24 protein-coding genes and 1 pseudogene are annotated in these 23936 nt (G+C 70.6%); 8 read left to right on the forward strand and 17 right to left on the reverse strand.

The window, feature by feature from the left end; all coding sequences use genetic code 11:
- Nucleotides 1-208: 208 nt before the first annotated feature.
- Nucleotides 209-1117 (reverse strand): DUF808 domain-containing protein, encoded by a 909-nt coding sequence (locus ACJ7VY_RS14655; protein ID WP_409475926.1) that lies wholly within the window; start codon nt 1115-1117, stop codon nt 209-211.
- A gap of 57 nt (nt 1118-1174) precedes the next feature.
- Between ACJ7VY_RS14655 and ACJ7VY_RS14660 the strand changes: the two are divergent.
- Both ACJ7VY_RS14660 and ACJ7VY_RS14665 read left to right on the forward strand, forming a co-directional pair.
- Nucleotides 1175-2948, forward strand: a pseudogene (locus ACJ7VY_RS14660) (ABC1 kinase family protein).
- Between the two features lie 290 nt (nt 2949-3238).
- On the forward strand, nt 3239-5341 hold the full coding sequence (locus ACJ7VY_RS14665; protein ID WP_409475927.1) for a phosphoglycerol transferase I: 2103 nt from the start codon (nt 3239-3241) through the stop codon (nt 5339-5341).
- A 70-nt stretch (nt 5342-5411) separates the two neighbouring features.
- Here the strand turns inward: ACJ7VY_RS14665 and ACJ7VY_RS14670 are convergent, their stop codons facing one another.
- The gene (locus ACJ7VY_RS14670) at nt 5412-7826 is read right to left on the reverse strand and encodes a DUF3772 domain-containing protein (RefSeq protein ID WP_409476822.1); all 2415 of its coding nucleotides are present in this window, start codon (nt 7824-7826) and stop codon (nt 5412-5414) included.
- A gap of 135 nt (nt 7827-7961) precedes the next feature.
- Nucleotides 7962-8210 (reverse strand): hypothetical protein, encoded by a 249-nt coding sequence (locus ACJ7VY_RS14675; protein ID WP_104939759.1) that lies wholly within the window; start codon nt 8208-8210, stop codon nt 7962-7964.
- A gap of 132 nt (nt 8211-8342) precedes the next feature.
- Here ACJ7VY_RS14675 and ACJ7VY_RS14680 point away from each other — a divergent pair, with 132 nt between their 5' ends.
- The 3 genes from ACJ7VY_RS14680 to ACJ7VY_RS14690 all read left to right on the forward strand — a co-directional run bounded on the left by ACJ7VY_RS14680 (nt 8343) and on the right by ACJ7VY_RS14690 (nt 10599).
- Complete coding sequence (locus ACJ7VY_RS14680) at nt 8343-8834, forward strand: lipocalin family protein (protein WP_104939760.1); 492 nt, start codon at nt 8343-8345, stop codon at nt 8832-8834.
- A gap of 21 nt (nt 8835-8855) precedes the next feature.
- The gene (locus ACJ7VY_RS14685) at nt 8856-10067 is read left to right on the forward strand and encodes an NAD(P)/FAD-dependent oxidoreductase (RefSeq protein ID WP_293756372.1); all 1212 of its coding nucleotides are present in this window, start codon (nt 8856-8858) and stop codon (nt 10065-10067) included.
- 97 nt (nt 10068-10164) lie between these two features.
- The gene (locus ACJ7VY_RS14690) at nt 10165-10599 is read left to right on the forward strand and encodes a hypothetical protein (RefSeq protein ID WP_161614920.1); all 435 of its coding nucleotides are present in this window, start codon (nt 10165-10167) and stop codon (nt 10597-10599) included.
- A 33-nt stretch (nt 10600-10632) separates the two neighbouring features.
- Here ACJ7VY_RS14690 and ACJ7VY_RS14695 read toward each other — a convergent pair whose 3' ends face one another.
- Nucleotides 10633-10956 (reverse strand): DUF6122 family protein, encoded by a 324-nt coding sequence (locus ACJ7VY_RS14695; RefSeq protein ID WP_161614919.1) that lies wholly within the window; start codon nt 10954-10956, stop codon nt 10633-10635.
- 239 nt (nt 10957-11195) lie between these two features.
- On the opposite strand from ACJ7VY_RS14695, the gene ACJ7VY_RS14700 reads away from it, so the two are divergent.
- Nucleotides 11196-11666 carry a DUF1456 family protein gene (locus tag ACJ7VY_RS14700; RefSeq protein WP_104939764.1) on the forward strand — a complete coding sequence of 157 codons (471 nt, stop codon included), beginning with the start codon at nt 11196-11198 and terminating at the stop codon, nt 11664-11666.
- 104 nt (nt 11667-11770) lie between these two features.
- Here the strand turns inward: ACJ7VY_RS14700 and ACJ7VY_RS14705 are convergent, their stop codons facing one another.
- The 3 genes from ACJ7VY_RS14705 to ACJ7VY_RS14715 form a co-directional block, all read right to left on the reverse strand.
- Complete coding sequence (locus ACJ7VY_RS14705; protein ID WP_240212416.1) at nt 11771-12346, reverse strand: Ax21 family protein; 576 nt, start codon at nt 12344-12346, stop codon at nt 11771-11773.
- A gap of 135 nt (nt 12347-12481) precedes the next feature.
- Nucleotides 12482-12952, reverse strand: coding sequence for a Cu(I)-responsive transcriptional regulator (gene cueR / locus ACJ7VY_RS14710; protein ID WP_161614938.1), 471 nt, complete (start codon nt 12950-12952; stop codon nt 12482-12484).
- A gap of 39 nt (nt 12953-12991) precedes the next feature.
- Nucleotides 12992-15466: a heavy metal translocating P-type ATPase gene (locus ACJ7VY_RS14715; protein WP_409475928.1), complete on the reverse strand. Its 2475-nt coding sequence runs from the start codon at nt 15464-15466 to the stop codon at nt 12992-12994.
- 230 nt (nt 15467-15696) lie between these two features.
- Here ACJ7VY_RS14715 and ACJ7VY_RS14720 point away from each other — a divergent pair, with 230 nt between their 5' ends.
- Nucleotides 15697-15894: a heavy-metal-associated domain-containing protein gene (locus ACJ7VY_RS14720; protein ID WP_104939768.1), complete on the forward strand. Its 198-nt coding sequence runs from the start codon at nt 15697-15699 to the stop codon at nt 15892-15894.
- A 93-nt stretch (nt 15895-15987) separates the two neighbouring features.
- Here ACJ7VY_RS14720 and ACJ7VY_RS14725 read toward each other — a convergent pair whose 3' ends face one another.
- Nucleotides 15988-16422 carry a hypothetical protein gene (locus ACJ7VY_RS14725; RefSeq protein ID WP_409475929.1) on the reverse strand — a complete coding sequence of 145 codons (435 nt, stop codon included), beginning with the start codon at nt 16420-16422 and terminating at the stop codon, nt 15988-15990.
- Between the two features lie 143 nt (nt 16423-16565).
- On the opposite strand from ACJ7VY_RS14725, the gene ACJ7VY_RS14730 reads away from it, so the two are divergent.
- On the forward strand, nt 16566-16955 hold the full coding sequence (locus ACJ7VY_RS14730; protein WP_104940287.1) for a DUF6165 family protein: 390 nt from the start codon (nt 16566-16568) through the stop codon (nt 16953-16955).
- Nucleotides 16956-17031: 76 nt separating this feature from the next.
- Here the strand turns inward: ACJ7VY_RS14730 and ACJ7VY_RS14735 are convergent, their stop codons facing one another.
- The 9 genes from ACJ7VY_RS14735 to ACJ7VY_RS14775 form a co-directional block, all read right to left on the reverse strand.
- Nucleotides 17032-17160, reverse strand: a complete 129-nt coding sequence (locus tag ACJ7VY_RS14735) for a hypothetical protein (protein ID WP_256363880.1) — start codon at nt 17158-17160, stop codon at nt 17032-17034.
- Between the two features lie 124 nt (nt 17161-17284).
- Nucleotides 17285-17935 (reverse strand): dethiobiotin synthase, encoded by a 651-nt coding sequence (bioD, locus tag ACJ7VY_RS14740; RefSeq protein ID WP_409475930.1) that lies wholly within the window; start codon nt 17933-17935, stop codon nt 17285-17287.
- Nucleotides 17932-19224 carry an adenosylmethionine--8-amino-7-oxononanoate transaminase gene (gene bioA, locus ACJ7VY_RS14745; RefSeq protein ID WP_240212420.1) on the reverse strand — a complete coding sequence of 431 codons (1293 nt, stop codon included), beginning with the start codon at nt 19222-19224 and terminating at the stop codon, nt 17932-17934. The genes bioD and bioA overlap by 4 nt, the downstream gene beginning before the upstream one ends.
- Nucleotides 19225-19271: 47 nt before the next feature.
- Nucleotides 19272-19835, reverse strand: coding sequence for a DinB family protein (locus ACJ7VY_RS14750; RefSeq protein WP_409475931.1), 564 nt, complete (start codon nt 19833-19835; stop codon nt 19272-19274).
- Between the two features lie 49 nt (nt 19836-19884).
- Nucleotides 19885-20154 (reverse strand): hypothetical protein, encoded by a 270-nt coding sequence (locus ACJ7VY_RS14755; RefSeq protein ID WP_104939773.1) that lies wholly within the window; start codon nt 20152-20154, stop codon nt 19885-19887.
- Nucleotides 20155-20447: 293 nt separating this feature from the next.
- Nucleotides 20448-20924 (reverse strand): hypothetical protein, encoded by a 477-nt coding sequence (locus ACJ7VY_RS14760; RefSeq protein ID WP_409475932.1) that lies wholly within the window; start codon nt 20922-20924, stop codon nt 20448-20450.
- Nucleotides 20925-21008: 84 nt separating this feature from the next.
- Nucleotides 21009-22133: an alpha/beta fold hydrolase gene (locus ACJ7VY_RS14765; RefSeq protein ID WP_104940288.1), complete on the reverse strand. Its 1125-nt coding sequence runs from the start codon at nt 22131-22133 to the stop codon at nt 21009-21011.
- 151 nt (nt 22134-22284) lie between these two features.
- A complete protein-coding gene (locus tag ACJ7VY_RS14770; protein ID WP_313230140.1) occupies nt 22285-22995 on the reverse strand; it encodes a hypothetical protein in 711 nt (236 codons plus the stop codon).
- Nucleotides 22996-23191: 196 nt separating this feature from the next.
- The gene (locus tag ACJ7VY_RS14775; RefSeq protein WP_409475933.1) at nt 23192-23908 is read right to left on the reverse strand and encodes a DUF429 domain-containing protein; all 717 of its coding nucleotides are present in this window, start codon (nt 23906-23908) and stop codon (nt 23192-23194) included.
- Nucleotides 23909-23936 lie beyond the last annotated feature (28 nt).

The following is a 23936-nucleotide window of genomic DNA, read 5'->3' on the forward strand; positions in this document are numbered from 1 at the left end:
CACGAACGCGATGAGTTTGCTCCGTCGCCGACGCCAAGCTGGTCGACGATCCGGTCGAACGACGCCTGCTGCACGCATTCCGCCACGCCCGCTCGGCCACGCGCAGGAGGGTGTTGCAGATGCTCGAGGCAAGCATGACGTCACGCACCCGAGAAGCGCCATCGAGATGGCGCCCTGCGACATCCTCATCCGGCGGGACATGTGAGGCTCAATGCGCCGACTTGCCGCTCCGCAGGCGTTGCACCCCGCTCACCGCCGCCAGCACCAGCGCGCCGACCAGGATACCGACCACCACGCTGCCCAGCGCGTTGGCCGCGATCTCCCAGGACGGTGACGGAATCCAGCCCACCACCAAGTGGTCCAGTGCCGGTATCGCGTGCACGAGGATGCCGCCGCCCACCAGGAACATCGCCGCGGTGCCGGCGATCGACAGGCCACGCATCAACCACGGCATGGCGCGCAGGATGCCGCGGCCCAGCGCGGCGGCGGCACGGCCGCGACGCAGCAGCCACAGGCCGATGTCGTCGAGCTTGACGATGCCTGCGACCAGTCCGTAGACGAACACCGTCATCGCCAGGGCGATGGCCGCCAGCACCAGCACCCGCTGCAGGAACGGCACGTGCCCCACCACGCCCAGCGACAGCACGATGATCTCGGCCGAGAGGATGAAATCGGTGCGGATCGCGCCGCGCACCTTGTCCTTTTCCCAGGCGACCATGTCCACCTCGGCATCGGCCAGCGCCTGGATGCGCTCGGTGTGGCGTTGCGCGTCTTCCTTGCCGTGCAGAAACTTGTGCGCCAGCTTTTCCACGCCCTCGTAACACAGGAAGGCACCGCCGAGCATCATCAGCGGCGTGATCGCCCACGGCAGCCATGCGCTGATCGCCAGCGCCGCCGGCACCAGGATCGCCTTGTTGAGCAGCGAGCCCTTGGCCACCGCCCAGACCACCGGCAGTTCGCGCGCGGCACTGACCCCGGTGACCTGCTGCGCGTTGAGCGCCAGGTCGTCGCCAAGCACGCCGGCGGTCTTCTTGGCCGCGACCTTGGTGAGGATGGAAACGTCGTCGAGCAGGGTCGCGATATCGTCGAGCAGGGCGAACAGGCCGGCTCCAGCCATGGGGCACCGTGAGTGTTGGGGACTTCGGGATTGTCCCGCATCGCGGCGCCGCGCGACATGCCCGCCACGTTCACCCGGCGACCACCGGCCGCCGGTGACACTGCCAGGCCATGCCGTACGGGAGAACGCCTTGACCGCAGCGAAACAAGATCCGGCCGCGCCCACCACCGTCGGCAGCATGAGCCGGCGCCAGCAGATCCTGCGGTTGCTGCTGCGCTATCGCAATTCGGGGGTATTTTCCGGGCTGCAGCTGGACGGCGAGCCACCACGCAACACCCGGCTGCCCGATGATGCCGATCCGGCGCAGTTCGTGGCCGACCTGGAGGCATTGGGGACGACCTTCGTCAAGCTCGGCCAGGTGCTGTCCACGCGCCCGGACATGATCCCGCTGGAGTACGTGGCCGCGCTGGAGCGCATGCAGGAGCAGGTCGCGCCGATCCCGGTCGAGCAGGTGCGCGCGGTGATAGAGGAAGAGCTGCAGGCGCCGGTCGGCAAGCTGTTCGCCGTGTTCGACCCGGAGCCGCTGGGCTGCGCTTCCATCGCCCAGGTCCATCGCGCGGTGCTGCACGATGGCCGCGAAGTGGCGATCAAGGTGCAGAAGCCCGATGTCGCCGCGCAGCTGCGCTCGGACATCGCGGTGCTGCGCAGCTTTGCCAGCGCCGCCGATCACCTGACCCGGGTCGGCCGCCGCGTGCGCTTCGCCGACTGGCTGGACGAGTTTGCCACCACCCTGCGCATGGAGCTGGACTACGAAGCGGAGGCGGCGAACCTGGCGCGCTTCGGCCAGCACCTGGCGCCATATCCCGAGCTGTGGGTGCCGCAGCCGCTGTGGGACCTGTGCCGGCGGCGGGTGCTGACCATGGAACTGGTGCATGGCGTGCGCGTGGACGCGATCCCGCCGGTGCGCCGCACCGAGCAGTCGATGCAGCCACTGGCCGCGGCGCTGGTACGCGGCTACCTGGACCAGATTTTCGTGCACGGCGAGATCCATGCCGACCCGCATCCGGGCAACCTGCGGGTGACCGACGACCAGCGCTTGGCGGTGTTCGACCTGGGCATGGTCGCGCACGTGCCGCCGCGCCTGCGCGAACGGCTGCTCAAGGTGCTGTTCGCGGCGGTGGACGGGCGTGGCGAGGAAGTGGCCGACGAAATCATCGGCATCAGCACGCGCCTGGAGGACTACGACGAGGAGCGCTACCTGCGCCTGACCGGGCAGATGATTGCCCGCTATGCCGCCAACGACACCCTGTCCGAGGGCCGCGTGGTCCTGGAGATCGTGCGCATCGCCACCGCCTGCGACCTGCGCACGCCGCCGGAGCTGAGCCTGCTGGGCAAGGCGCTGCTCAACCTGGAAGGGGCGTGCCGGCTGCTGGCACCGGAGCTGGATACACGCAGCGTGGTCGAGCGCCAGCTGCAGCACGTGATGCGCGCGCGTCTGGTCAAGTCGTTGTCGATGGCCAACGTCGCCAGCGAGGCGATGGAACTGCAGCAGTTGTTGCGCACCGGCCCGCGGCGGGTGTCCGACATCCTCAGCCTGGTGGCCGAGAACCGGCTGCAGATGAAGGTCACCGGGCTGGAGGAATCGCGGCTGATGGAGAACATCCAGAAAGTCGCCAACCGCATCGCCGCCGGCCTGATCACCGCCGCGCTGCTGCTGTCGTCGGTGCTGCTGATGCGCGTGCCCAGCCGCTTCTCGCTGTTCGGCTACCCGGCGTTCGCGATGCTGCTGTTCCTGGTCGGCGTGGTGATCGGCCTGGGCCTGATCGTCAGCGCGCTGCTGTTCGACCGCCGTACCCGTGCACGGGCGCGCGAGGAACGCGGGCACCGCTGACCCCTGCGTGGTCGCGTCACCGCGCGGATACCGTGCGTCATTGCACACCGGTAAACGCACGCGTCGGCGCGGTGTGTGCGCGGTGCGCGCATGCCCTGCACACGGGAATCCAGGCCGCTGATGGACGCGGTGTCGCGGCGTGCGCCATGCCGCTTCCTGCAAACATTTCAGTCAGGTTCGTCTGTGCATGATTTCCGTCATCCACGTTTCATGAGCCTGACATGGGCCTGTGGATCGCGCCTTTGTTCCCTTGCGAAGGCGCCTTCCGTCTCCACTACCCAAGCGACCGCATGCATTGGACTTTCTGGCTGTACCTGCCCGCCCTGTTCCTGTTGTTGCTGTGTACACCCGTGCTGGCGCGGGTCAAGGCGGCACTGTTGGCACTGACGCTGCTGGCGTTCAGCGGGTGGTGGCTGATCGACCGGCTGAGCGGTGATGGCATCAACTCGGCCACGCTCTACCACCTGCGCAGCGACATGGAAGGGGCGGGCGTCGGCGACTTCACCGGGTATATCGCCGCGTTCGCGGTACTGGCGGTGCTTTCGCTGGTTCCACTGCTGCTGGTGCGGGTGCGGCGCCTGCACCGGCCACGCCATGGCGGCCTGCTGACGGCGGCATTCGCGGCGCTGCTGGTGGCCGCGGTCGTCGGCAGCCCGCTGTACGGCGACGCGCGGCGCATGTACCAGCAGATGAAACCGGTCGACTACAGCGCGGTGGCGCCGGAGTACGTGGTTCCCAAGCGGGCGCTGGCGCGTGCCAGGAACATCGTGTGGATCTACGGCGAAAGCCTGGAACGCACCTACCTGGACGAGCGCGTGTTCCCCGGGCTGATGCCGAACCTGCAACGGCTGGCCGGGCAGGCACTGGACCTGCGCGGCATCGCCTCGGCCGACGGCAGCGGCTGGACCATCGCCGGGCTGGTGTCTTCGATGTGCGGCGTGCCGCTGACCACCGCGGAGGGCGACGAGAACAGCATGGGCCGCATGGGCAGCTTCCTGCCGGAAGCGTTCTGCCTGGGCGACTATCTGAAACAGCAGGGCTACAGCAACCACTACCTGGGCGGCGCCAACGGCCAGTTCGCGGCCAAGGCCGATTTCCTTGCCAGCCACGGCTACGACGACATCCGTGACCTGGCCTGGTTCCGGCAGCAGCGCATCGCTGCCCGGCATTTCTCCAACTGGGGCATCCACGACGACGTGCTGCTGGAACGCGCCTACGACCGCTTCATCGAGCTGTCGCGCGCCGGCCAGCCGTTCATGCTCACCGCGCTGACCATGGATACCCACCATCCGGCCGGGCACCTGCCGGTGGCGTGCAAGGGCACGCGCTACCGCAGCGCGCATGGCGACATCGGCCTGCTCAATGCGCTCAAGTGCAGCGACCGGCTGATCGCGCGGCTGGTGGACCGCATCCGCGCCAGCGAGTTCGGCGACGACACGCTGGTGGTGGTCGCCTCCGACCACCTGGCCATGCCCAACGACCTGAGCCACGTGCTGGAAACCCTGCAGCGCGAGAACCTGCTGCTGTTCCTGGGCAAGGACATCGCCCCGCGCCAGCTGTTCGCCAGCGCCGGCACCACCCTGGATTCGGGCGCGACGCTGCTGCAGCTGCTGGACCCGGCAATCGACGCGATCGGCTTCGGCCGCTCGCTGCTGGCAACGCCACGCGCGGCCAGCGCCAGCGTCGCCGCGCTCAGGGCCGATCCGTCCGACTATGCGCGCTACCGCGCGTTCGCGCGCTCGTTGTGGCTCGGCGAACAGACCCGCGTGCTGCGCCTGGACGGCGACCAGGTGCTGGTCGGCGTGCAGAAGGTGCAGCCGCCGGTGCTGCTGGAATACGACGCGCAGTGGGCGCTGGAGTCGGTGTACTTGGAGAACACCTCGCGCCGCTTCGACGAGGCCGACCCCAGCCACCGCCTCGCCTATGTGGACCGCTGCACCGCGTTCGAGGACGCCTCGGCCGACGGCGACTGGTGCGCGCTGCTGGTGGACAGCGACCAGGGCATGCGCCTGTACCGCGACGCGCAGCTGCGCCGCGGCATCGCCGTGGATGCGCCGCTGGAGCCGTTCCATGGCCCACGCCCGAGCGTGCGCCAGTCGCGCATGATCAGCCGCACCGCGCAACCCACCCGTCCCGGCCAGTACGTGCTGGAGCTGTACGCCAGCCAGCGCCCGGCACGCGCCTTCTGGGTCGAGGCGGTGTCGCCGCAGCGCAAGGTGGTCGTGGCCCAGCAATGGGTGCAGCCGGACAGCGACGGCCGCATCCGCCTGCCGCTGGGCCTGGACGAGGAGATCGACGACCTGGAGATACGTGCCTGGCTGGGCCACGCCGAGACCCTGGCGGTGGAGCGTTACGCGCTGGTGCCGGCGATCCGCGCCCGCCCGCGTTCCTGAGCCGCCACGCGGCCCCTGCCGTGGACCCGGCCGACGCCGCCCGGCGACCGGTGCCGCCGCGGCCGGCGGTTCAATGCGCCGGGTCGCCGGGCTGTGGATCGGCGTGCAGGACGCGTACGTCGGTGGGGGTCACCAGCGCGATGCCCTGCTCGGCGGTGGCGCGCAGCAGTTCGAACAGCAGGTCCGAGCGCACGCCGTATACGGCACGCGGGCTGGACACGTAGGCGAAGCAGTTCAGCGCCACCAGGCCGCCGCTGATGGAGTCGATGAACACCGACGGCGCCGGGTCCGCCAGCACCTTCTCATGCCCGGCGAACAGGTCCAGCAGCAGTTGCCGCACGCGTCCCACGTCGGCGCCCAGCGGTACCGAGAACTGGATCTGCACGCGGCCCAGCGCGTTGGCCATCGTCATGTTGCGGATGGTCTTGGTGATCAGCTCCGAGTTGGGCACGATCAGCGTGGACTTGTCGCCCACCTGGATCTCGGTCGAGCGCACCGAGATGCGACGGATATCGCCCTCCTGGTCGCCGATCTTCACCCAGTCGCCGATCTTCACCGGGCGCTCGGCGAGCAGGATCAGGCCGGACACGAAGTTCTGGGTGATCGCCTGCAGGCCGAAGCCGATGCCCACCGACAAGGCGCTGGCCAGCAGCGCCAGTTTCTCGAAGCCGATGCCCAGCGTGGCCAGCGACCACAGCACCGCCAGCGCGATGCCCAGGTAGCGGGCGACCGTGCTGATCGAATTGCGCGCACCGGTATCCAGGCCGGTCTTCGGCAGCCAGGTATCCACCAGCCATTGCTGCAGCACCTTCATCAGGCCCAGGCCGAGCAGCAGCACCACCACCGCCCACAGCAGCGCCGCCGGGCGCAGCGTCTGCCCGCCGATCTTCAGGCCGGTATTCAGCGTGTCCAGCCAGGCGGTCAGCGCCGCGGTATTGCCGAACCACACCACCACCGCGGCAACGCCCAGCAGCACCAGGGTGATGCGCAGCGCGGCCGACAGCAGCACGCCGGCCTGCTCCAGCCGCGCCGGCGACACGCCGGTGGACAGCCGCAGGGTGCGACCAAAGGCACTGTCCGGCGCGAACAGCCACAGCGACAGGTCGTCGGCGAAGCGGGTCAGCAGCGCGACCGCCATCACCACCACGGTGACCCACACCATCTGCTGGGCGACGAACAGGGCGAAGTTGAGATAGCCCAGCAAAGTGGCCACCAGCGCCGCCAGCACGGTCAGGTGGCCGCCCAGCCGCGCCAGCACCAGCCAACCGCTGCGGGTGGCCCGCGGCGGCTTGCCGTCGTTCGCGGCACCCGCCTGTTGCTCGGCCAGCGCGGCTTCGGCGGCGCGGCGCCGGTGCAGCCGCGCCAGGGTCACCAGCGCGGCCATGATCAGCGCCACGTAGCTCAACGCGACCACGCCGTCGAGCGTGACCGTGCTGACCTCTGAGGTCCGCGCCGAGCGGTTGATCTCGCGCAGCAGCGCGGACACCCAGGTCAGGCCCGCCGCGCCCCAGGCGAACCGGCGCAGGTGCAGCGCGGCCACATCATCGATGCCCAGCAGGCGCCAGGACGGGCGGTGCGGCACCAGCAGCGCGGCCGCCAACGCGGCATAGAAAGCGGCCACGAAGCTGGCCATGACGAAGGTGTCGGCCACCGACTCCAGTCGCGGCGGAATCGCCGAGATCCCGTGCAGGCTGGCCACCACCCCCATCGCCGCCAGCCCCGGCAGCAGGGTACCGACCAGCAGCAGCCACACCGCCAGCCCGGAACGGCGCAGGCGCCCGGCCGGGGCAAGATCGGACGCGGCGTAGCGGCGGCCCAGGCGGCGCAGCCACAGGCGCAGCGGGAACAGCATCAGCAAGGCCAGCCCGGCGCCCAGCAGCGGCGTGGTCCAGCCATGCGTGGCCACGGCGGTCCGCAATCCGCCCGCCGCCTGCCGGTACAGCCCGCGCAGCCGCCCCAGGTCGTCGGGCAGGCTGGCGGCGAACTGGCGCCACAGCGCCGGCGACAGCGGCGAACCCACTTTGCGCCCGAGCTGCTCGCCGAACTGCTGGGCGCGCGTCTTCTCGATCGAATCGCTCAGCTGCCGCGCATCCTCGGCCAGCAGCTTGCCGCGCTTGATGTCCGCGTCGAGCTGGCTGCGCTGCTGGTCCAGCATGCCGCGCTGGCGGCTGATGCTGCGTTCCTCGGTGGCGCCGTCGTCCAGCGGCCCGAGCTGGGCGATGCGCGCATCGACCTGCTCCAGCTGCGGCACCAGCGCGGCCACCGCGGCATCGGCGTCACGCTTGGCCTGCAGCGCCTGTTCGGAGAGCGTGCGCAGGGTTTCCGGCGCGTCGGCGTCGTCCAGCGAGCGGCGCACCGCCTGCAGCGCACGCTCGGCCTGGCCGATGCGCGCCTGCGGCGATGCCGCGGCGGTGGCCGTGTCGACCGCCGCGACGGCCACCGTCGTCACCCCGCTCCCGAGCAGCAGGAACACCAGCAACAGCATGCGCAGCAACGGGAAACGGTGGCGGAGGGACAAGGCGGTGGACCGGCGGGCATGCGCGGACCACCGCGCGTGTGCGGACTATAAGTCAGCGCGCGTCCACGCTCCGCAAACGGCGCGCCACCCGCGCCGCGACCGTCAGTACTTCAGGCCGAGCTCGGCCACGTGCGGCCGGTGCGTGGCGTACAGGTCCTGGAATTCCTCCTCGGTGAGCTCGTCGGGCGCGTACACCGCCACCGGATCCCATTGCCGGTCGGTGGCCAGCGGCTGCCGCGGCCCGGCGCGCAGCGAGTAGCTTGCGCCCGCGTACTCGACCAGGTCCGGCACCTGCTCCCAGCGCTCGCGCGCGTAGCGCTCCGGGTCCGTGAGAAGGATCACCGCGTACATGTGCGTCTCCCGTTTTCGGTAGCGCAAGCCTAGCGCAGGCATGCCGCCCGCGGGTGCGGCGCGGCCGCTGCGCACGCCGCATTCACCGCCGCTGCCCTATAGCTGCACCCCCCTGCCCGGAAAGGAGCCGTCATGGACCACCCACCGCTGCCCACCGTCCCCGCCCTCGACCTGCCGCGCTACCTGGGCACCTGGTACGAGATCGACCGCCTGCCGATGCGCCATGAACCGGAGGACGCCACCGACGTCAGTGCGCACTACACGCTCGACGACGACGGCAGCATCCGCGTGCGCAACCGCTGCCTGCGTGGCGGCGAGCTGGAAGAAGCGATCGGCCAGGCCAAGCCGGTGGACGCCTCCAACAGCCGCCTGGAGGTGAGCTTCCTGCCCGAAGGCCTGCGCTGGATTCCCTTCACCAAGGGCGACTACTGGGTGATCCTGGTCGATGGCGCCTATACCGCGGCGCTGGTCGGCAGCCCCGACCGCAAGTACCTGTGGCTGCTGTCGCGCGAACCACGCATGGACGAGATCACCCGCCAGCACTACATCGCCTATGCGCGCCAGCAGGGCTTCGACGTGGACCGGCTGATCCACACGCCGCATACCGGCCACCCCACCGCCTGAGCCGGCCGGCGGAACCCGCGCATGGACCTGAAAAGTGGTTATCCCTTCTGGGCGGTCAGGAACGGCCTGATGCACGCCTATCCGCCGCTGGCGCAGGCGCTGCGCTGCGACGTCCTGGTGGTCGGCGGAGGCATCACCGGCGCGCTGATCGCCGACGAGCTGGCCCGGCACGGGCACGAGGTGGCGGTGGTCGAGCAGCGCGACATCGGCTGGGGCTCCAGCGCCGCCAGTACCGCGCTGCTGCAGTACGAGATCGACACCCACATGACCGAGCTGGCCGCGGACTACGGCGAGGACGCCGCGGTGCTGGCCTATGGTGCCTGCGCCGACGCCATCGGCCAGCTGCAGGCGCTGGCCACGGACCTGCGCGGGGTCGATTTCCGCCGTGCCGACAGCCTGTACTACGCCAGCCACCGCCGCCACCGCAGCGCGCTGCATGCCGAATATGCGCTGCGCAGGAAACACGGCTTCGGCGTGCGCTGGCTCGAGCCCGGCGACGTCGAGGACGGCTACGGGTTCAGCGCGCCGGCGGCGATCCTCAGCGACCTTGCCGCCAGCATCGACCCCTACCGGATGGCGCACCGGCTGCTGGCGCGGTTGCAGCGGAACGGGATGCAGGTGTTCGACCGCACCACCATCAGCGCCCTGCGCGCGACCTCGCGCGGGGTGGTGGCCACCACCAGCGACGGTGTCCAGGTGCGATGCGGGCACGTGGTGCTGGCCGCTGGCTATGCCAACCAGCAGTGGCTGGAGCAGCGCGTGGCGCGCAACCGCAGCAGCTACGCGTTCGTCACCGACCCGCTGCCGGCCGAGGCGCTGGGGCCGCTGCGCCGGACCATGCTGTGGGAATCGGCGCGCCCCTACCTGTACCTGCGCAGCACCGCCGACCTGCGGCTGCTGGTGGGCGGCGAGGACGACGCGCTGGACATCCCGGCGCGCCGCGACGCGCGGGTGGAACGCAAGGCGCGGCGGCTGGCCGACAAGCTGCAGCGGCTGTTCCCGCAGCTGGCGCTGACCCCGGCGTTCGCCTGGGCCGGGACCTTCGCTGAAACCCGCGACGGGTTGCCGTTCTTCGGCGCGCATCCGCAGTGGGGGCCGCGGGTGTTGTTCGCCATGGCCTACGGCGGCAACGGCATCACCTACTCGATGCTCGGCGCCGGCCTGCTGCGCGCCGCCATCGAGCGGCGCCGGCACCGCCTGGCGCGGTTGTTCGGGTTCGGGCGGCTGGGCTGAGCCACCCGGCCGCGACAGCCCCGGTTCACCGCCGCCGCGCTAGCGTCGGCGTATCCCACCTGCCACCATGACCGCCCCCGCCAGGAGCACCCGCGCGATGAACCGGTTCCCCATCATGCTTGCCTGCCTGCTGGCCTCGCCGCTGGCGGCGGCGCAGCCGGCGGACACCGCGCCGGGCGCGCTGGACCTGAGCGTGCCGCAGGCGCCGCTGCGCTACCTCAACGATCCGTCCTACCAGGCCGACGCGCCGGGCACCTATTACGGCGACCACAGCGGTCCGCAACCGCGACGCGACGCGGCCGCCGCGACCGTCACCGACGACAAGCTGCAGGTGCACGGCACCCTCAGCACCGGCATCGGTTATTCCAAGGCGTTCGGCAACAGCCACTGGAGCGCGGCCGACATCAATCTCGGCAAGAACTACACCACCGACGAGGGCAAGACCCGCCGGGTGGACCTGAACATCCATGTCAGCCAGGGCAAGGGCGTGGGTCCGTTCGGCTACGGCCCGGGCCCCTGGTACGGCTGGTAAGCCCGCGCTGCCCGGCAGCCGGCACGGCCGGCCTCAACCGCCGCAGCGCATCCAGACGCAATCGATCGCGTCCAGCGCCAGATGCAGCAGCAGGCCGATGCCGAACAGCCGGGTGCGGCGCGGCAGCAGCAATCCCGCGTAGACGGCCGCCGCCGGCGCGGTGTGCAGCGGGTGGAAGCCGATGCTGCAGCGGTCCGGCGCGTAGATCGGATCGGCCAGCAGGTGGTCCAGGTCGATCACCCAGCCCAGCAGCAACAGCACCCAGGCGCGGCCGAACCGCGGCCGCCAGAACATCCATGCCAGCAGTGCGGGCACCGCCGCGTGCAGGCACACGTGCAGAATCGCGCGCAGTCCCATCCGCTCAGGTGCCCATGGGCTGGCCGACGCCGGCGGCGGGACGGCGCGCCTGGCCCGCGCGCGGCGTGCGCCAGGCGCGGGACGGTGCCGCAACGGCGGTGGAAAAAGCAGCAGGAACGGGTGGGTGCATGACGCGGCGGCAAGGCGATCGGCCAGCGAGTGTACCGGCCGCCGGCGGGCGCCGGCGTTACACTGTGCATCTTGCCGGGCAGTGGCGCCACGGCCGTTCCGGAGTGGTGATGATCAACAACGACGTACTGCGCAGCATCCGCTACATGCTCGACCTGGGCGACAGGCACGTGGTGGACCTGATCCACCTGGCCGACCCGGCGTTCGATGTCGACCCGGCGCAGGTGCACGACTTCCTGCGGCGCGACGACGAGCCGCTGTTCGAGCCCTGCCCGGATGCCGCGCTGGCACGTTTCCTCGACGGGCTGATCTACCACTTCCGTGGCCGCGACGATTCGCAGCCGCAGCGCGCGCCCGAGGCCCGCATCACCAACAACCTGGTGCTGAAGAAGCTGCGCGTCGCCTTCCAGCTCAAGGACGTGGACATGCACGCGATCTTCGCCGCGGCCGGCTTTCCGCTGTCCAAGCCGGAGCTGTCGGCGCTGTTCCGGCAGCCGGACCACAAGAACTACCGCGCCTGCGGCGACCAGTTGCTGCGCAACTTCCTCAAGGGCCTGACCGCGCGCGTGCGCGGCGCATAACGGCAGCAACAACCGGCGCGTCGCCGCTGCGTACGCAGGCCACGTGCATGAAGGAAAAAGCCCGGCATCGCCGGGCTTTTCCTGTTACGCCATGTGCGGGCTGCTTACCAGCTGAAGCGCGGGCCGACCGACCATTCCTTGTTGCCGTGGCGGTCCATCTTGATGTCGCCGTTGATGCCCCAGTTCTGGTTCAACTTCACCTGGCCGCCCAGGCGGCCGTAGAACGCGCCGTCCGGGTTGACGCCGTGCTTCTTGGTGTAGTCCTGGTAGCCGGCGAAGGCATACACCTCGACGTGCTCGCCGAATGCGTTGCGCAGGCCCACTTCGGCGTTGTAGCCGTCGAAGTCCAGGTTGCTGTGGTGCCGGTCGAACTTCTGGTAGCCCACGCGCGCGACCAGGTCGGTGCTCGTCGCGATGGCGCGGTTGTAGCCGGCGCCGATGCGCCACTGGTCGAACTTGGCGTCGGTGTGGTCGACCTTCTGCTGGGTGAAGTCGCCGAACACGTGGAAGTTCGGGTGGAAGGCCCAGGAGCCCTTCAGCGCCCAGCCGTCGGCGTCGGGACCGGACACGTCGGTCTTGACGTAGTCGCCTTCGACATAGTTGTAGGAAAGGTTGTCAGCAGCGGAAGCGGCGAACGGGAGGGCGGCCGCCAGGGCCAGGGCAATCAGGGACGTCTTCATGGGGGTACACCTTCAGGAATTACTGTCTGGTGGCGCGGCGGCTCGTCGGCTGCCTGCGTCCGGATGTAATTTTTCCGTTATCCAGCCCAACCCTTCCTGAAATCGCGAGGCGCACTGCAACGCGTTTTTAGGCCTCTATTCAGGCGTTTTCTGGCACGCGCGCGCCGTGCCACGGTTCGCCGGCCGCGTGCTTTGCCGCGAGCGGCGGTGCAGCGGGGCGCCGCTGGCGATATCGCTCAGGATCGGGCAGTCCGGGCGCTCGTCGCCGGCGCAGCAGTCGGCCAGGGCGCGGACGGTGGCGACCATGTCCTGCAGCTCGGCGATGCGCTGCTGCAGTACCGCCACGTGCTCCAGCGCCATGCGCTTGACGTCGGCGCTGTGGCGCGAGCGGTCGCGCCACAGCTGCAGCAGTTCGCCGATGCGCTCGACGCTGAAGCCCATGTCGCGCGAGCGCTTGATGAAGCCCAGGGTGTGGATGTCGCGGGGGCCGTAGACGCGGTAGCCGGCCCCGCTGCGCGCGACCGGGCCGATCAGCCCGTTGTCCTCGTAGTAGCGGATCATCTTGGCCGAGATGCCGGTGGCCCTGGCGGCCTGGCCGATGTTCATCACGTCTTGCATCGTCGTCTCCGTCGCCGCCGGGCAGGATCAGGGCGCGAAGCGCCGCAGCCGCAGCGCATTGCCCAGTACGAACACCGAGGACAGCGCCATGGCGCCGGCGGCGAACACCGGCGACAGCAGCACGCCCCACAACGGATACAGTACGCCGGCCGCCAGCGGGATCAACGCGGTGTTGTAGGCGAACGCCCAGAACAGGTTCTGGCCGATGTTGCGCATCGTCGCCTGGCTCAGCGCGATGGCGTTGGGCACGCCCTGCAGGCTGCCGGACATCAGCACCACGTCGGCCGCCTCGATCGCCACGTCGGTGCCGGTACCGATGGCCAGGCCCACATCGGCCGCGGCCAGCGCCGGCGCGTCGTTGATGCCGTCGCCGACATAGGCCAGGCGGCCATGCGCGGCCTGCAGCCGCTTGACCGCCTCGACCTTGCCCTGCGGCAGCACTTCGGCGACCACCTCGTCGATGCCGAGCTGGCGGGCAATGGCGTCGGCGGTACGGCGGTTGTCGCCGGTGATCATCGCCACCTTCAGTCCCAGCGCATGCAGGTGGGCGATGGCCGCGGCGGTGTCGGCCTTGACCGGATCGGAAACGGCGATGATCGCCGCCAGGGTGCCGTCGATGGCGGCGTACAGCGGGGTCTTGCCCTCGCCGGCCAGCCGCGTGGCGACTTCGGCGAACGCCGCCACGTCGAGCCCCAGCGTACGCATGAAGCGGTCCGCGCCGACGTCCACGCGCACCCCGTCCACCTGCGCGCGCACGCCCTGGCCGGTGACCGACTCGAACGCCTGCACCGGGGGCAGCGCCAGGCCCTCGGCCTGCGCGGCGCCCACGATCGCGCGCGCGATCGGGTGCTCGGAGCGGTCTTCCACCGCGGCCACCTGCGCGAGCACGCGTTCGCGGTCGAAACCGCCGGCCACGTGCAGGTCGGTCAGCAGCGGCCGGCCTTCGGTCAGGGTGCCGGTCTTGTCCACCGCCACCACCGCCGCTTCCTTCAGCAGCTGCAGCGCCTCGCCCTTGCGGAACAGCACGCCCAGTTCGGCGCCGCGGCCGGTGCCGACCATGATCGAGGTCGGGGTTGCCAGGCCCATCGCGCACGGGCAGGCGATGATCAGCACGGCCACCGCGTTGACCAGGGCGAACGTCAGCGCCGGCGATGGACCGAATGCCCACCACACGGCGAAGGTCAGCAGCGCCAGGCCCATCACCACCGGCACGAACCACATCGTGATGCGGTCCACCAGGCCCTGGATCGGCAGTTTGGCGCCCTGCGCCTGTTCCACCAGGCGGATGATCTGCGCCAGCACGGTGGCGCCGCCGACGGCGGTGGCGCGCACCCCGAGCGTGCCGGTCTGGTTGACGGTGCCGCCGACCACGCGCGCGCCGGCCGCCTTGGCCACCGGCACCGGCTCGCCGGTGATCATCGATTCGTCCACGTAGCTGTCGCCGTCGACCACCTCGCCATCGACGGCGATGCGCTCGCCGGGGCGCACGTCGATCACGTCGCCGGCCGCCACCTGCGCCAGCGGCACCTCCACCGCGCCACCCTCGCGGCGCACCCGCGCGGTCCTGGCCTGCAGCCTGAGCAGGCGCTTGATCGCTTCGGAAGTACGGCCCTTGGCGCGCGCCTCGAGCATGCGCCCGAGCAGGATCAGGGTGACGATGACCGCCGCCGCCTCGTAGTACACGTTGACCGTGCCGGCCGGCAGCAACCGCGGCAGGAAGGTCGCCACCAGCGAGAAGCCATAGGCGGCCAGGGTGCCGACCGCGACCAGCGAGTTCATGTCCGGCGCGGCGCGCAGCAGCGCGGGAATGCCGGCGCGGTAGAAGCGGCGGCCCGGGATCGCCAGCACCAGCGTGGTCAGCGCGAACTGCAGCAGCCAGCTGTTGCGCGTGCCCAGGGTGCTGGCGATGGCGTGGTGGAACGCCGGCACCAGGTGCGCCCCCATTTCCAGCACGAACACCGGCAGGGTCAGCGCCGCGGCCAGCAGCAGGTCGCGGCTGAGTCCGCGCAGTTCCGCGTCGCGACGCTGCGCTTCCCGGTCCTCGTCCACGGCCGCCTGCAGGACGCGCGCCTCGTAACCGGCCCTGGCGACCGCGGCGAGGAGCGCGGCCGGATCCAGCGAGGCGTCGCCATGCACCTGCGCGCGGCTGGTGGCCAGGTTGACGCTGGCCGAAAGCACGCCGGGCACCTTGCCCAGCGCGCGCTCGACCCGGCCCACGCACGACGCACACGTCATGCCGTCGATGCCCAGTTCCAGCGGCGCCGGCGCGGGCACCGCGTAACCGGCCTTCTCCACCGCGCGCACCAGCGCCTGCCGGTCCACGGCGTCGCCGCGCACGGTGGCGCGGCCGGTGGCCAGGTTGACCGCGGCGCTGGCCACCCCGGGCACGGCGGCCAGCGCGCGCTCCACCCGGCCCACGCACGACGCGCAGGTCATGCCCTCGACCGCGAGGGTCTGCGTCATGCCGCCCTCGGCGGCGGGGTTCTGGCTGTTCGGGGTCATCACCGGCTCACCTGGCGTTGTCCATGATGGCGGCATCTTGAAGCTTCCCATCATGGGAAGGTCAAGGGGCGAGGAGTGAGTGAAGAGGAGTGAGAGGTGAGAGAGAGCGGCATTGCTTGCGCTTTGGCTTTTTCTCACTTCTCACTCCTCTTCACTCACTCCTCGCCCCGCCCCTTGACCTTGCCACCATGGCAAGCCCCAGACTGCCCTCCCCTCAAGGAGAAACCGCCATGAACCTGCATATCGAGAACATGACCTGCGGCGGCTGCGCGCGCAGCGTCACCGCCGCCATCAAGGACGTAGACCCGGCCGCGACGGTCACGATCGACCTGGCCAGCAAGCGCGTGCACATCGAATCGGCGCAGCCGGCCGAACGCTTCACCGCGGCGCTGGACGACGCCGGCTTTCCGCCACGGCAGGACCCGTGAAGGCGGGGGCTTGCTCCGGCATCAGGCATTCCCGGTGAAGCCCCATGCGCGGCAAGCCGCGCATCCGCCCGACCGGCACCGGCGCAGTCGACCCTACCGGCCCACCCGCGTCCACACTTCGCGCTCGACCATGCGCCCGCCGTCCCAGCACTCCAGCGTCCAGGTGTCACCTTCCAGCGTGTAGCGGAATTCGTAGCTGCCGCCGTTCTGCAGCGGATAGGACGCCATCAGCGGCCGTTCCAGGTACCGCGTGGCGTCGCCCTCGTAGGTGCCCGAGCCCGCGGCCCAGAACGCGCCGTTGCGGGTGCTGGTGAAGGCGAAACGCCCGTCGGCCAGTACCTTGGTGCCGGCCAGGCCCTGGCTGGCATAGTCCATGCGCGCGCCGTCGCCATCGAGCGACTCGCCCGACCGCAGCTGCCACGCGCCCTGCAGTCGCGCCAGGTCGGTGGCCGCGGTGGCCCAGGCGGGGGACGCCACGCACAGCAGCAGCACGGCGGCGGGCAGCCGCAGGATCGGGGGCATCGGCATCGGGATCTCCGCACAGGGCAAAGCGGCATTGTGCCGGCATCGACGCGGCGCCGCCGGCATCGGTTCATCGGCAACTTCCGCCCGGGCGGGGCCGTGGGCCGGGGCGCTATCATGGCGCCCGTACTTTCTTCGGCGGCATGCACGTGCAGACCATCCTCACCCCGGTATCGATCGGCGAACTGATCGACAAGATCACCATCCTCGAAATCAAGGCCGAGCGCATCACCGACGCGGCCAAGCTGGACAACGTGCGCACCGAACTCGACGGGCTGTGGCCGCTGTGGCTGCAGCAGCAGGCCGCGCGCCCGGAACTGGCCGCGCTCAAGCAGCAGCTCAAGGCGATCAACGAGCGCATGTGGGACATCCAGGACCAGCTGCGGGCCAAGGAAACCGCGCAGGACTTCGGCGAGGCGTTCATCGCCCTGGCGCGCGGCGTCTACGGCACCAACGGCGAGCGCGTGGCGGTCAAGAACGCGATCAACCACGTCGCCGGCTCGGCGCTGGTCGAGGAAAAGCAGTACCAGGGCGAGTAAGCCGCCCGGCCCGGCGCGATGCAAATGAAAAGGCCAGGTCGATGACCTGGCCCGCGGGATACAGCGCAGTTGCGGTTCAGTGCAGGGCGGCCGGGGTGCCGCGTGCCTGTTCGGCCGGCACCGGTGCGGTCTTGATCGACAGGCACATCGGGCAGACGCTCTCCAGCACCTTGATCGCGGGTTGATACACCGTATTGCACTTCATGCACTGGACCATTCCAGTCGTGACGGCTTCCATAAGCCCTCTCTTTGTCGTTGCTCGATCCTGCAATATCGCGACGACCACCGGGTTTTTCAAGGGCCGGGAGCATTTCCGGCGCGCGGGAGGCTCAATCCAGCGCCAGCAGCGGCACGTCGTACCAGCGCGCCTGCGGGAAGCGCGCCTGCATCCAGCCACGCAGGTAGCGGCGGCTTTCGGCGGCGATGACCTCGTCGCTGCCGTCGTCGCGGCTGTTCCAGGCGATGCCGTGCAGGGCGACGCCACGCGCGGCGATGGCCTCCAGCGACAACAGGGTGTGGTTGATGCTGCCCAGCCGCCCGGAGGTGACCAGGAGCACCGGCCAGCCCTGCCGGGCCACGTAGTCGAGGGTCAGCAGGTCCGGGGTCAGCGGCACCAGCAGCCCGCCGGCGCCCTCCACCAGCACCGTGGCGTAGCGCGCGCGCAGGCGCGCGGTGGCGGCGCCGATGGCGTCCAGGTCCAGCGCGCGCCCCTCCAGCCGCGCCGCCAGGTGCGGCGAGGCCGGATAGGCATAGAGCGCCGGCATGGTGGTACCGTCGCGATCCTCCTCGAACAGGCCACAGCCCATCAGCCGCCGGTGCAGCAGGATGTCGTCCGACGCACCGACGCAGCCGGTCTGCACCAGCTTCTGGGTGATCACCTCGCCGCCCTGGTCGAGCCACTGCCGCGCCAGCCAGCCGGTGACCACGGTCTTGCCGATCTCGGTGTCGATGCCACCGACGAAAATCACCTCGCCGTTCATGCCCGCATGTCCTCGTCCTGCAGTCCTTCCACCAGCGCGACCATGCCGTCGCACAGCCGCCGCAATTGTTCGTCGTCGATCACGTAGGGTGGCATCGCGTACACCAGCCGCCCGAACGGACGCAGCCAGATGCCCAGGTCCAGCAGGCGCCGCTGGATGCGCTCGAGCCGCAGCGGCGCGGTCAGCTCGATCACGCCGATGGCGCCGAGCACGCGCACGTCGGCCACCCGCGGCAGCGCGCGCGCCGGCGCCAGCCGTTCGCGCAGGACCTGTTCGATGCGCTGCACGTTGCCCTGCCAGTCCTGCGCCAGCAGCAGTCGGGTGGACGCCAGCGCCACCGCGCAGGCCAGCGGATTGGCCATGAACGTCGGCCCGTGCATGAACACGCCGGCCTCGCCGGCCGCGATGGTGTCGGCGATGTCGCGGCGGGTGAGGGTCGCGGCCAGGGTCAGGTAACCACCGGTCAGCGCCTTGCCGATGCACAGGATGTCCGGCGTGATGCCGGCATGTTCGCAGGCGAACAGCCGGCCGCTGCGGCCGAAGCCGGTGGCGATCTCGTCGCAGATCAGCAGCACGTCGTGGGCGCGGCACAGCCGTGCCAGTTCGCGCAGGTACTGCGGGTGATAGAAGCGCATGCCGCCGGCGCCCTGCACCACCGGCTCGATGATGAAGGCGGCCAGCTCGTCGCCGTGGTCGGCGAACAGGCGTTCCAGCGGTGCGATCTCGGCCGGATCCCAGGCCCCGTCGAACGGCGTGACCGGCGCCGGCACGAAGCGCCGCGACGGCAGCGCCGCGCCGAACAGACCGTGCATGCCGGTGACCGGGTCGCACACCGACATCGCGTTCCAGGTATCGCCGTGGTAGCCCGAGCGCGTGGTGGCGATGTTGTGGCGGCCGGGTCGGCCGCGCGCGGCCTGGTACTGGATCGCCATCTTCAGCGCCACTTCCACCGACACCGAGCCGGAGTCGGCATAGAAGATCGCATCCAGTGGCTGCGGCACCATCGCCAGCAGCTGCCTGCCCAGGGCGATGGCCGGTTCGTGGGTGAGCCCACCGAACATCACGTGCGCCATGCGCCCGAGCTGCTCGATCGCCGCCTGGTTCAGCTGCGGATGGTTGTAGCCGTGGATCGCGCACCACCACGAGGCCATGCCGTCGATCAGCCGGGTGCCGTCGGCCAGCTCCAGCAGCACGCCATCGGCACGCGCCACTTTCAGCGCCGGCGGCGCATGGCCCAGCGCGCTGTAGGGATGCCAGAGGTGCTCCCTGTCGAATGGATCGGTCAGCATGTACGGGTGTGTCGTGACACCGGCGCGGCGGCGTGCGGGCGCGTACCTTACCGCGTCGTCCGCGGGCCTGCATCCGGATCGGCGGGCATCGTGCCGGCGCGTCGCTGCGGCTGGGCCTGGTGGATGAACACCGTATAGGTATCGGCCGGGTGCGGCACCCCCGCCAGGTCCAGCGCATGGCCGATGGCGCCGCGGTGGTAGGTGGCGTGGTTGAGCACGTGGAACAGGATTTCGCGGCGCGTCATGCAGCCGTCGCGGCCGTCGGCGAAGCGGAAGCGCAGCGCCTGGTCCCATTGCGCCGGCGCCAGCGCGGCCAGATGGGCCGCATACCACTGGTCGGAGGCTTCCAGGCGCATGGCCAGCGCCTCCAGGGCCGGTACCTCGGCGCTGTTGGTGGCCGCATGCGGCGGCGCCTCGCCCAGCAGGCGCGCGCGGAACAGCTCCTCCACGATCACGATGTGGTTCAACTGCTGCCGCGCGAAGGCGACGCTGGCGGGGAACGCCCGTGCGTCCACGGCGCGTATCGCCTCCAGCGTGCGCTGCATCGCCCAGCGCTTGTAGGCGAAGGCGTCGTCGAACAACGTGTCCGACGCCGGGGCGGGCGATGGCATCACCGGGATGGGCCGGCGATGGCGCGGGGAAAAAGGTACGACGCGGGCATCACGCCTCGTCTTCTTCCTCGTCCTCGTCTTCCTCGTCCTCGTCGTCTTCTTCCTCGAACGCGTCCAGCTCCTGCACCCGCACGAAGTTGGGCAGTGCATCGGCGAAGCCGATCTGGGCGCCGTCGGCGATCATCGCCCGCACCTCGCGCTTCATCGCGCTTTCCACCAGCGCGAAGCACACCACGCCCTGCGCGCTCTCCTCGCCGTCCTCGTCGAACACGGCCACCCAGCCGGCCGCGGGCATGATCTGGATGATGTTGTCTTGCATGGACGGTCACCAGGAATGAAGAAGCCCAGAGCTTGCGCGAAGCGCATGGCCAACGCAATCGCGGTGCACCGGTTCGCCGCGCCGTCGCCGGCGTGGCGTTGTCGGCCAGGTACGCCGCCGCGCGGCTGAACGCGGCCGGCGCACCGCAGCGGCAGCATTCCCGGGGCGCGGGCAGCCACGCGCATGGCTCGGCACGGACCGCGCCAATGGCGCTGGACGGCGCATCGGCCGCCCGCGCCCGGCACCGCGCCAGGCAGGCAGCGGCCGGCCGTGCGGTGCCGGCGCGGCCGCGGTCAGTCGGCCTTCCAGGTACCGCCGCCCTGTGCGCAGCTGGCCGGCAGGCCGGCCAGGTCGTCGGCCGAACGCTCGTAGTAGAAGCCGTCGAAATCCTGGCCGAACAGGCGCCGGCAACTGCCCTGCGCCGGCGCTGGACAGGCGTCCATGTAAGTGATCTCGCCCGCCTTGCCACCCATCTGCGCCGAGGTCTGCGCCAACCCCTCGCACACGCGCTTGAGTTGCGCTTCGGTGGAGGCACCCGCGGTCTGCACGCAGTCGCGGGAACGGATGACCTGGCCGAGGAGCGAAAACTCGCCGGCGATCATGCACGCGTGCGTGGCGGCGACACCGGGGGCCGCATCCGCTGGGGCCGCCGTCGCCGCTGCATCCGCCGGGGTGGTCTGCGCCGGCGTGTCCTGCGCGCCGCAGCCGGCCAGTACGCTCATCGCGCCCGCCAATGCCCATGCCTTTCCATGCCGCGATGCCCATGCCATGCAGTGTTCCTTCATCCGTGGGAACGCCGATCATAGCGTGCGCGGGCAGCGGGCCAGTGACGGCGGGCACCGCAACGCGCGAGGTCAGCGCTCGCCGGCCTCGCCCTGCAGCGCCAGCGGACGCACCTGCTCCAGCAGGCTGACCAGGGTCTTGCCCGGCTCCTCCCACGGGATCATGTGCGCCGAATGCTCGAACCAGACGCCGCGCTTGTACGGCGCGCGCACCTGCGCCAACCAGGCCGCGGTCGGTTCCGAGGGCGTGGTGTAGTCGTGGCGCCCCATGAACATCAGCACCGGGATGGGGAACCGCTTCACCCCGCGGTAGTCCACCTGCAGGAACTCATCCAGCAGCCGCCCGAGGGTGAATTCGCTGCCGGCGTTGATCGCGCAGCGCGCCGCATCGTCGTAGTCGGGCGACAACCGCGGCCCCTGGAAGAAGTAGTTCGACTCGCTGCGGAACGCACTCAGGCCGCCGTAGTGCTGTGGCCATTTGCGGGCCACGACGATCCGCTCGCGGGTGAGCGGCGCGTCGCCCGGATAGGGTGCGATGGCCTCCATCTCGCGCACCGCTTCGGCGTTGCCGCGCTCGCGCGCGGTGCGCAGGCCGTAATCGAAACTGACCCGCTCGTTGGTGCGCACGTCGATCACCTGGCCGATGCCGACATACGCATGGAACAGGTCCGGGCGCTGCAGCGCCGCCTGCATCGCCACCACGGTGCCCCAGCTGTGCCCGACCAGCACCAGCTTGCGCTTGTGGTACCGGCTGCGCAGGTAGTCGGCCAGTTCGATGGCATCGTCGACGTAGCGCTGGATGCGCAGCGTGCCGGCCACCTCCTGCTGCGGGTTGAGCAGCAGCGTCCGCCCGGCACCGCGCTGGTCGTAGTTGACCACGGTGAAGTACTCCTCCAGCGGGCGCTGGAACTGCCACAGCGTGGGGATCACCGGCGATGCCGGCCCACCGTGCACGAACAGCAGCAGCGGGTTGTCGCGGTCCTGGCCGCGCACGTTGACCCACTGCGCGATGCCGCCGATCTTCGCCGCGTAGTCCTCCTGCACGCCGTTGGGCGCGACGATGCGCCCCAGGTCGGCGATGATCCCGCGCGCCGGCGCGTAGCTGGAACGGTCCGGGCAGGCATCCTGCGCGGCCGCCAGCAGCGGCGCCAGCGCCAGGACCAGCGCTGCAGGCAGGCGAAAACGGTATGCGTTCATCGGCATTGGCCTCCAGGTCGCATTGTGGGCACCGCCGGAAGCGGCATGCTGGCGGCCGCCGCGGCCGGACCGTGGCGGTCATGCACCGCGCCGCGGGGCATCGGTGGTCGACCGTTCCCGATCCGCGTTGCCCGCCGGCGACGGCAGCGGCTCATTCGCCCAGTTCCGGGTCGAGCAACAGGAGCGCGGCGGCGGCCGCGGCGAAGTACACGCGCTGGTCATCGTCGAGCCGGCGGTCCAGGTGCACCCGGCCGCGGTTAAGCACGTCGACCACGGCGCGCGTGCCGCCATCGCCGGCGATGACGTAACCGGTCGGTGTCATGCCCCTGACCGGCGTGTCCTGGTAGGCATACACGGCGCGCACCGCGTAGTCGCTGCCCCATGGCGACTGCAGGCGTCCGCGCAGGCCCTCGCCCTCGCGCCTCACCTCCAGCACCTGCACGGGCTGGCCATCCATCCGCAGCCCGCATGCGAGCAACGGCCCGGCCATCGCCGTCAGGTCGACCGTCAGCCGGTGTGATTCGCCACCCCGGCCCGCGGTCCATGCCTGCGTGCGGCACTGCACCTCCACCGGTGGCTGGTCGCGCGCCACCATCGTGTAATCGTAGGGCCGGGACGTGCGGCCCACGTCGAATGCCGGCAAGGGCACGCGCCAGGAGAAGGTCGAGCCCTCGCGCATCCGCAGGGCGCTGTACGGCCCGAACCGCACCGGTTCGTTGAAGCGCCGCGGCGAGTGGCCGCTGACCTCGTAGGCCACCGCATCGGCGGTGAAGCCGTCGGGCATGCGCATCTGCGCGGGCGTGCAGGCCGGCAGCAGCGGGACCAGCAGCAGGCAGACCGCGACCGGGGCAGTGATGCGCATGACCGTATCCAGCAGGGGCGATGGGCGGATGCTAGAGCGCATGCGCGGACCGCCACCCCTGCCATTGGTTTGCCGCGCCCGGGAGGTTCAGGCGACGTTGCCGGCGCGCGGACCGCCAGCGCCGGACGTTACCGCGGGTGGTCCACCGGCCGCCGCCTGGCCGCCGGTACACCCTCGACGCGTGCTCCCACGGGGATCAGTACCAGATCGCGGCGGGCAACCCGGTGCGGTCCGGCTGCACCTGCGCCGGCAGCGATCGCGCGCGGCCAGCGGCAATGCGTTCGGCACTCCACAACGCCGCCAGTGCATCCAGTACGTCGTCGGTCGCGGCCTGACGCGCCGGCACCGCACGCAGCAGCCCCATCACTGCGTCCTGGCCGTAGATGTCCGCCAGCAGGCTGACACGCATCTGCGCACCGGCGAAGGTGCGCTTGCCATCCGCCAGGCCGCGCCCCGCTCCACCATTGAGCGCAGCGAACGACACCTCCGGATGTATCTCGCGCACCCGTTGCCGTGCATCCACGTCCCCCTGGAGCAGTTGGTCCCACTGGCGGATCTTGGGCAGGATCGCGAACGACTGCGCGCCGAAGCCGCGCCCGTCGATCTCCCGGTGGCGGCGGGATGCCTCGGGCTGCGAGCCCGCATCGAGAATGCCGCGCACGGGCGTGGAGAAAACACTGCTGGCCCGCTTGCCGCCAACGAAGCAGCGCGCCTCGCGATCGGCCGGGCGGCCACCCTGCTCGCAGAGCCCTATCGGAATATCCACCGCGATCACCCGGGCCGTCCGGTGCGTGTGGAAAAGTTGCTGGGCGTCGGGGTACAGCGCATGCACCAGCCCGCCCCCGCCCCACCAGACGGCGATCCATCCGCTGCCGGCGCCATCCACGCCGACGCACCCCTTGAACTGCTCCATGCTTCCCCCCGGGCACTGGTCACAGGAC

Origin of the sequence: Stenotrophomonas sp. Y-13 (assembly GCF_046267925.1) — a bacterium.
GTDB classification, from domain to species: domain Bacteria; phylum Pseudomonadota; class Gammaproteobacteria; order Xanthomonadales; family Xanthomonadaceae; genus Stenotrophomonas; species Stenotrophomonas acidaminiphila_A.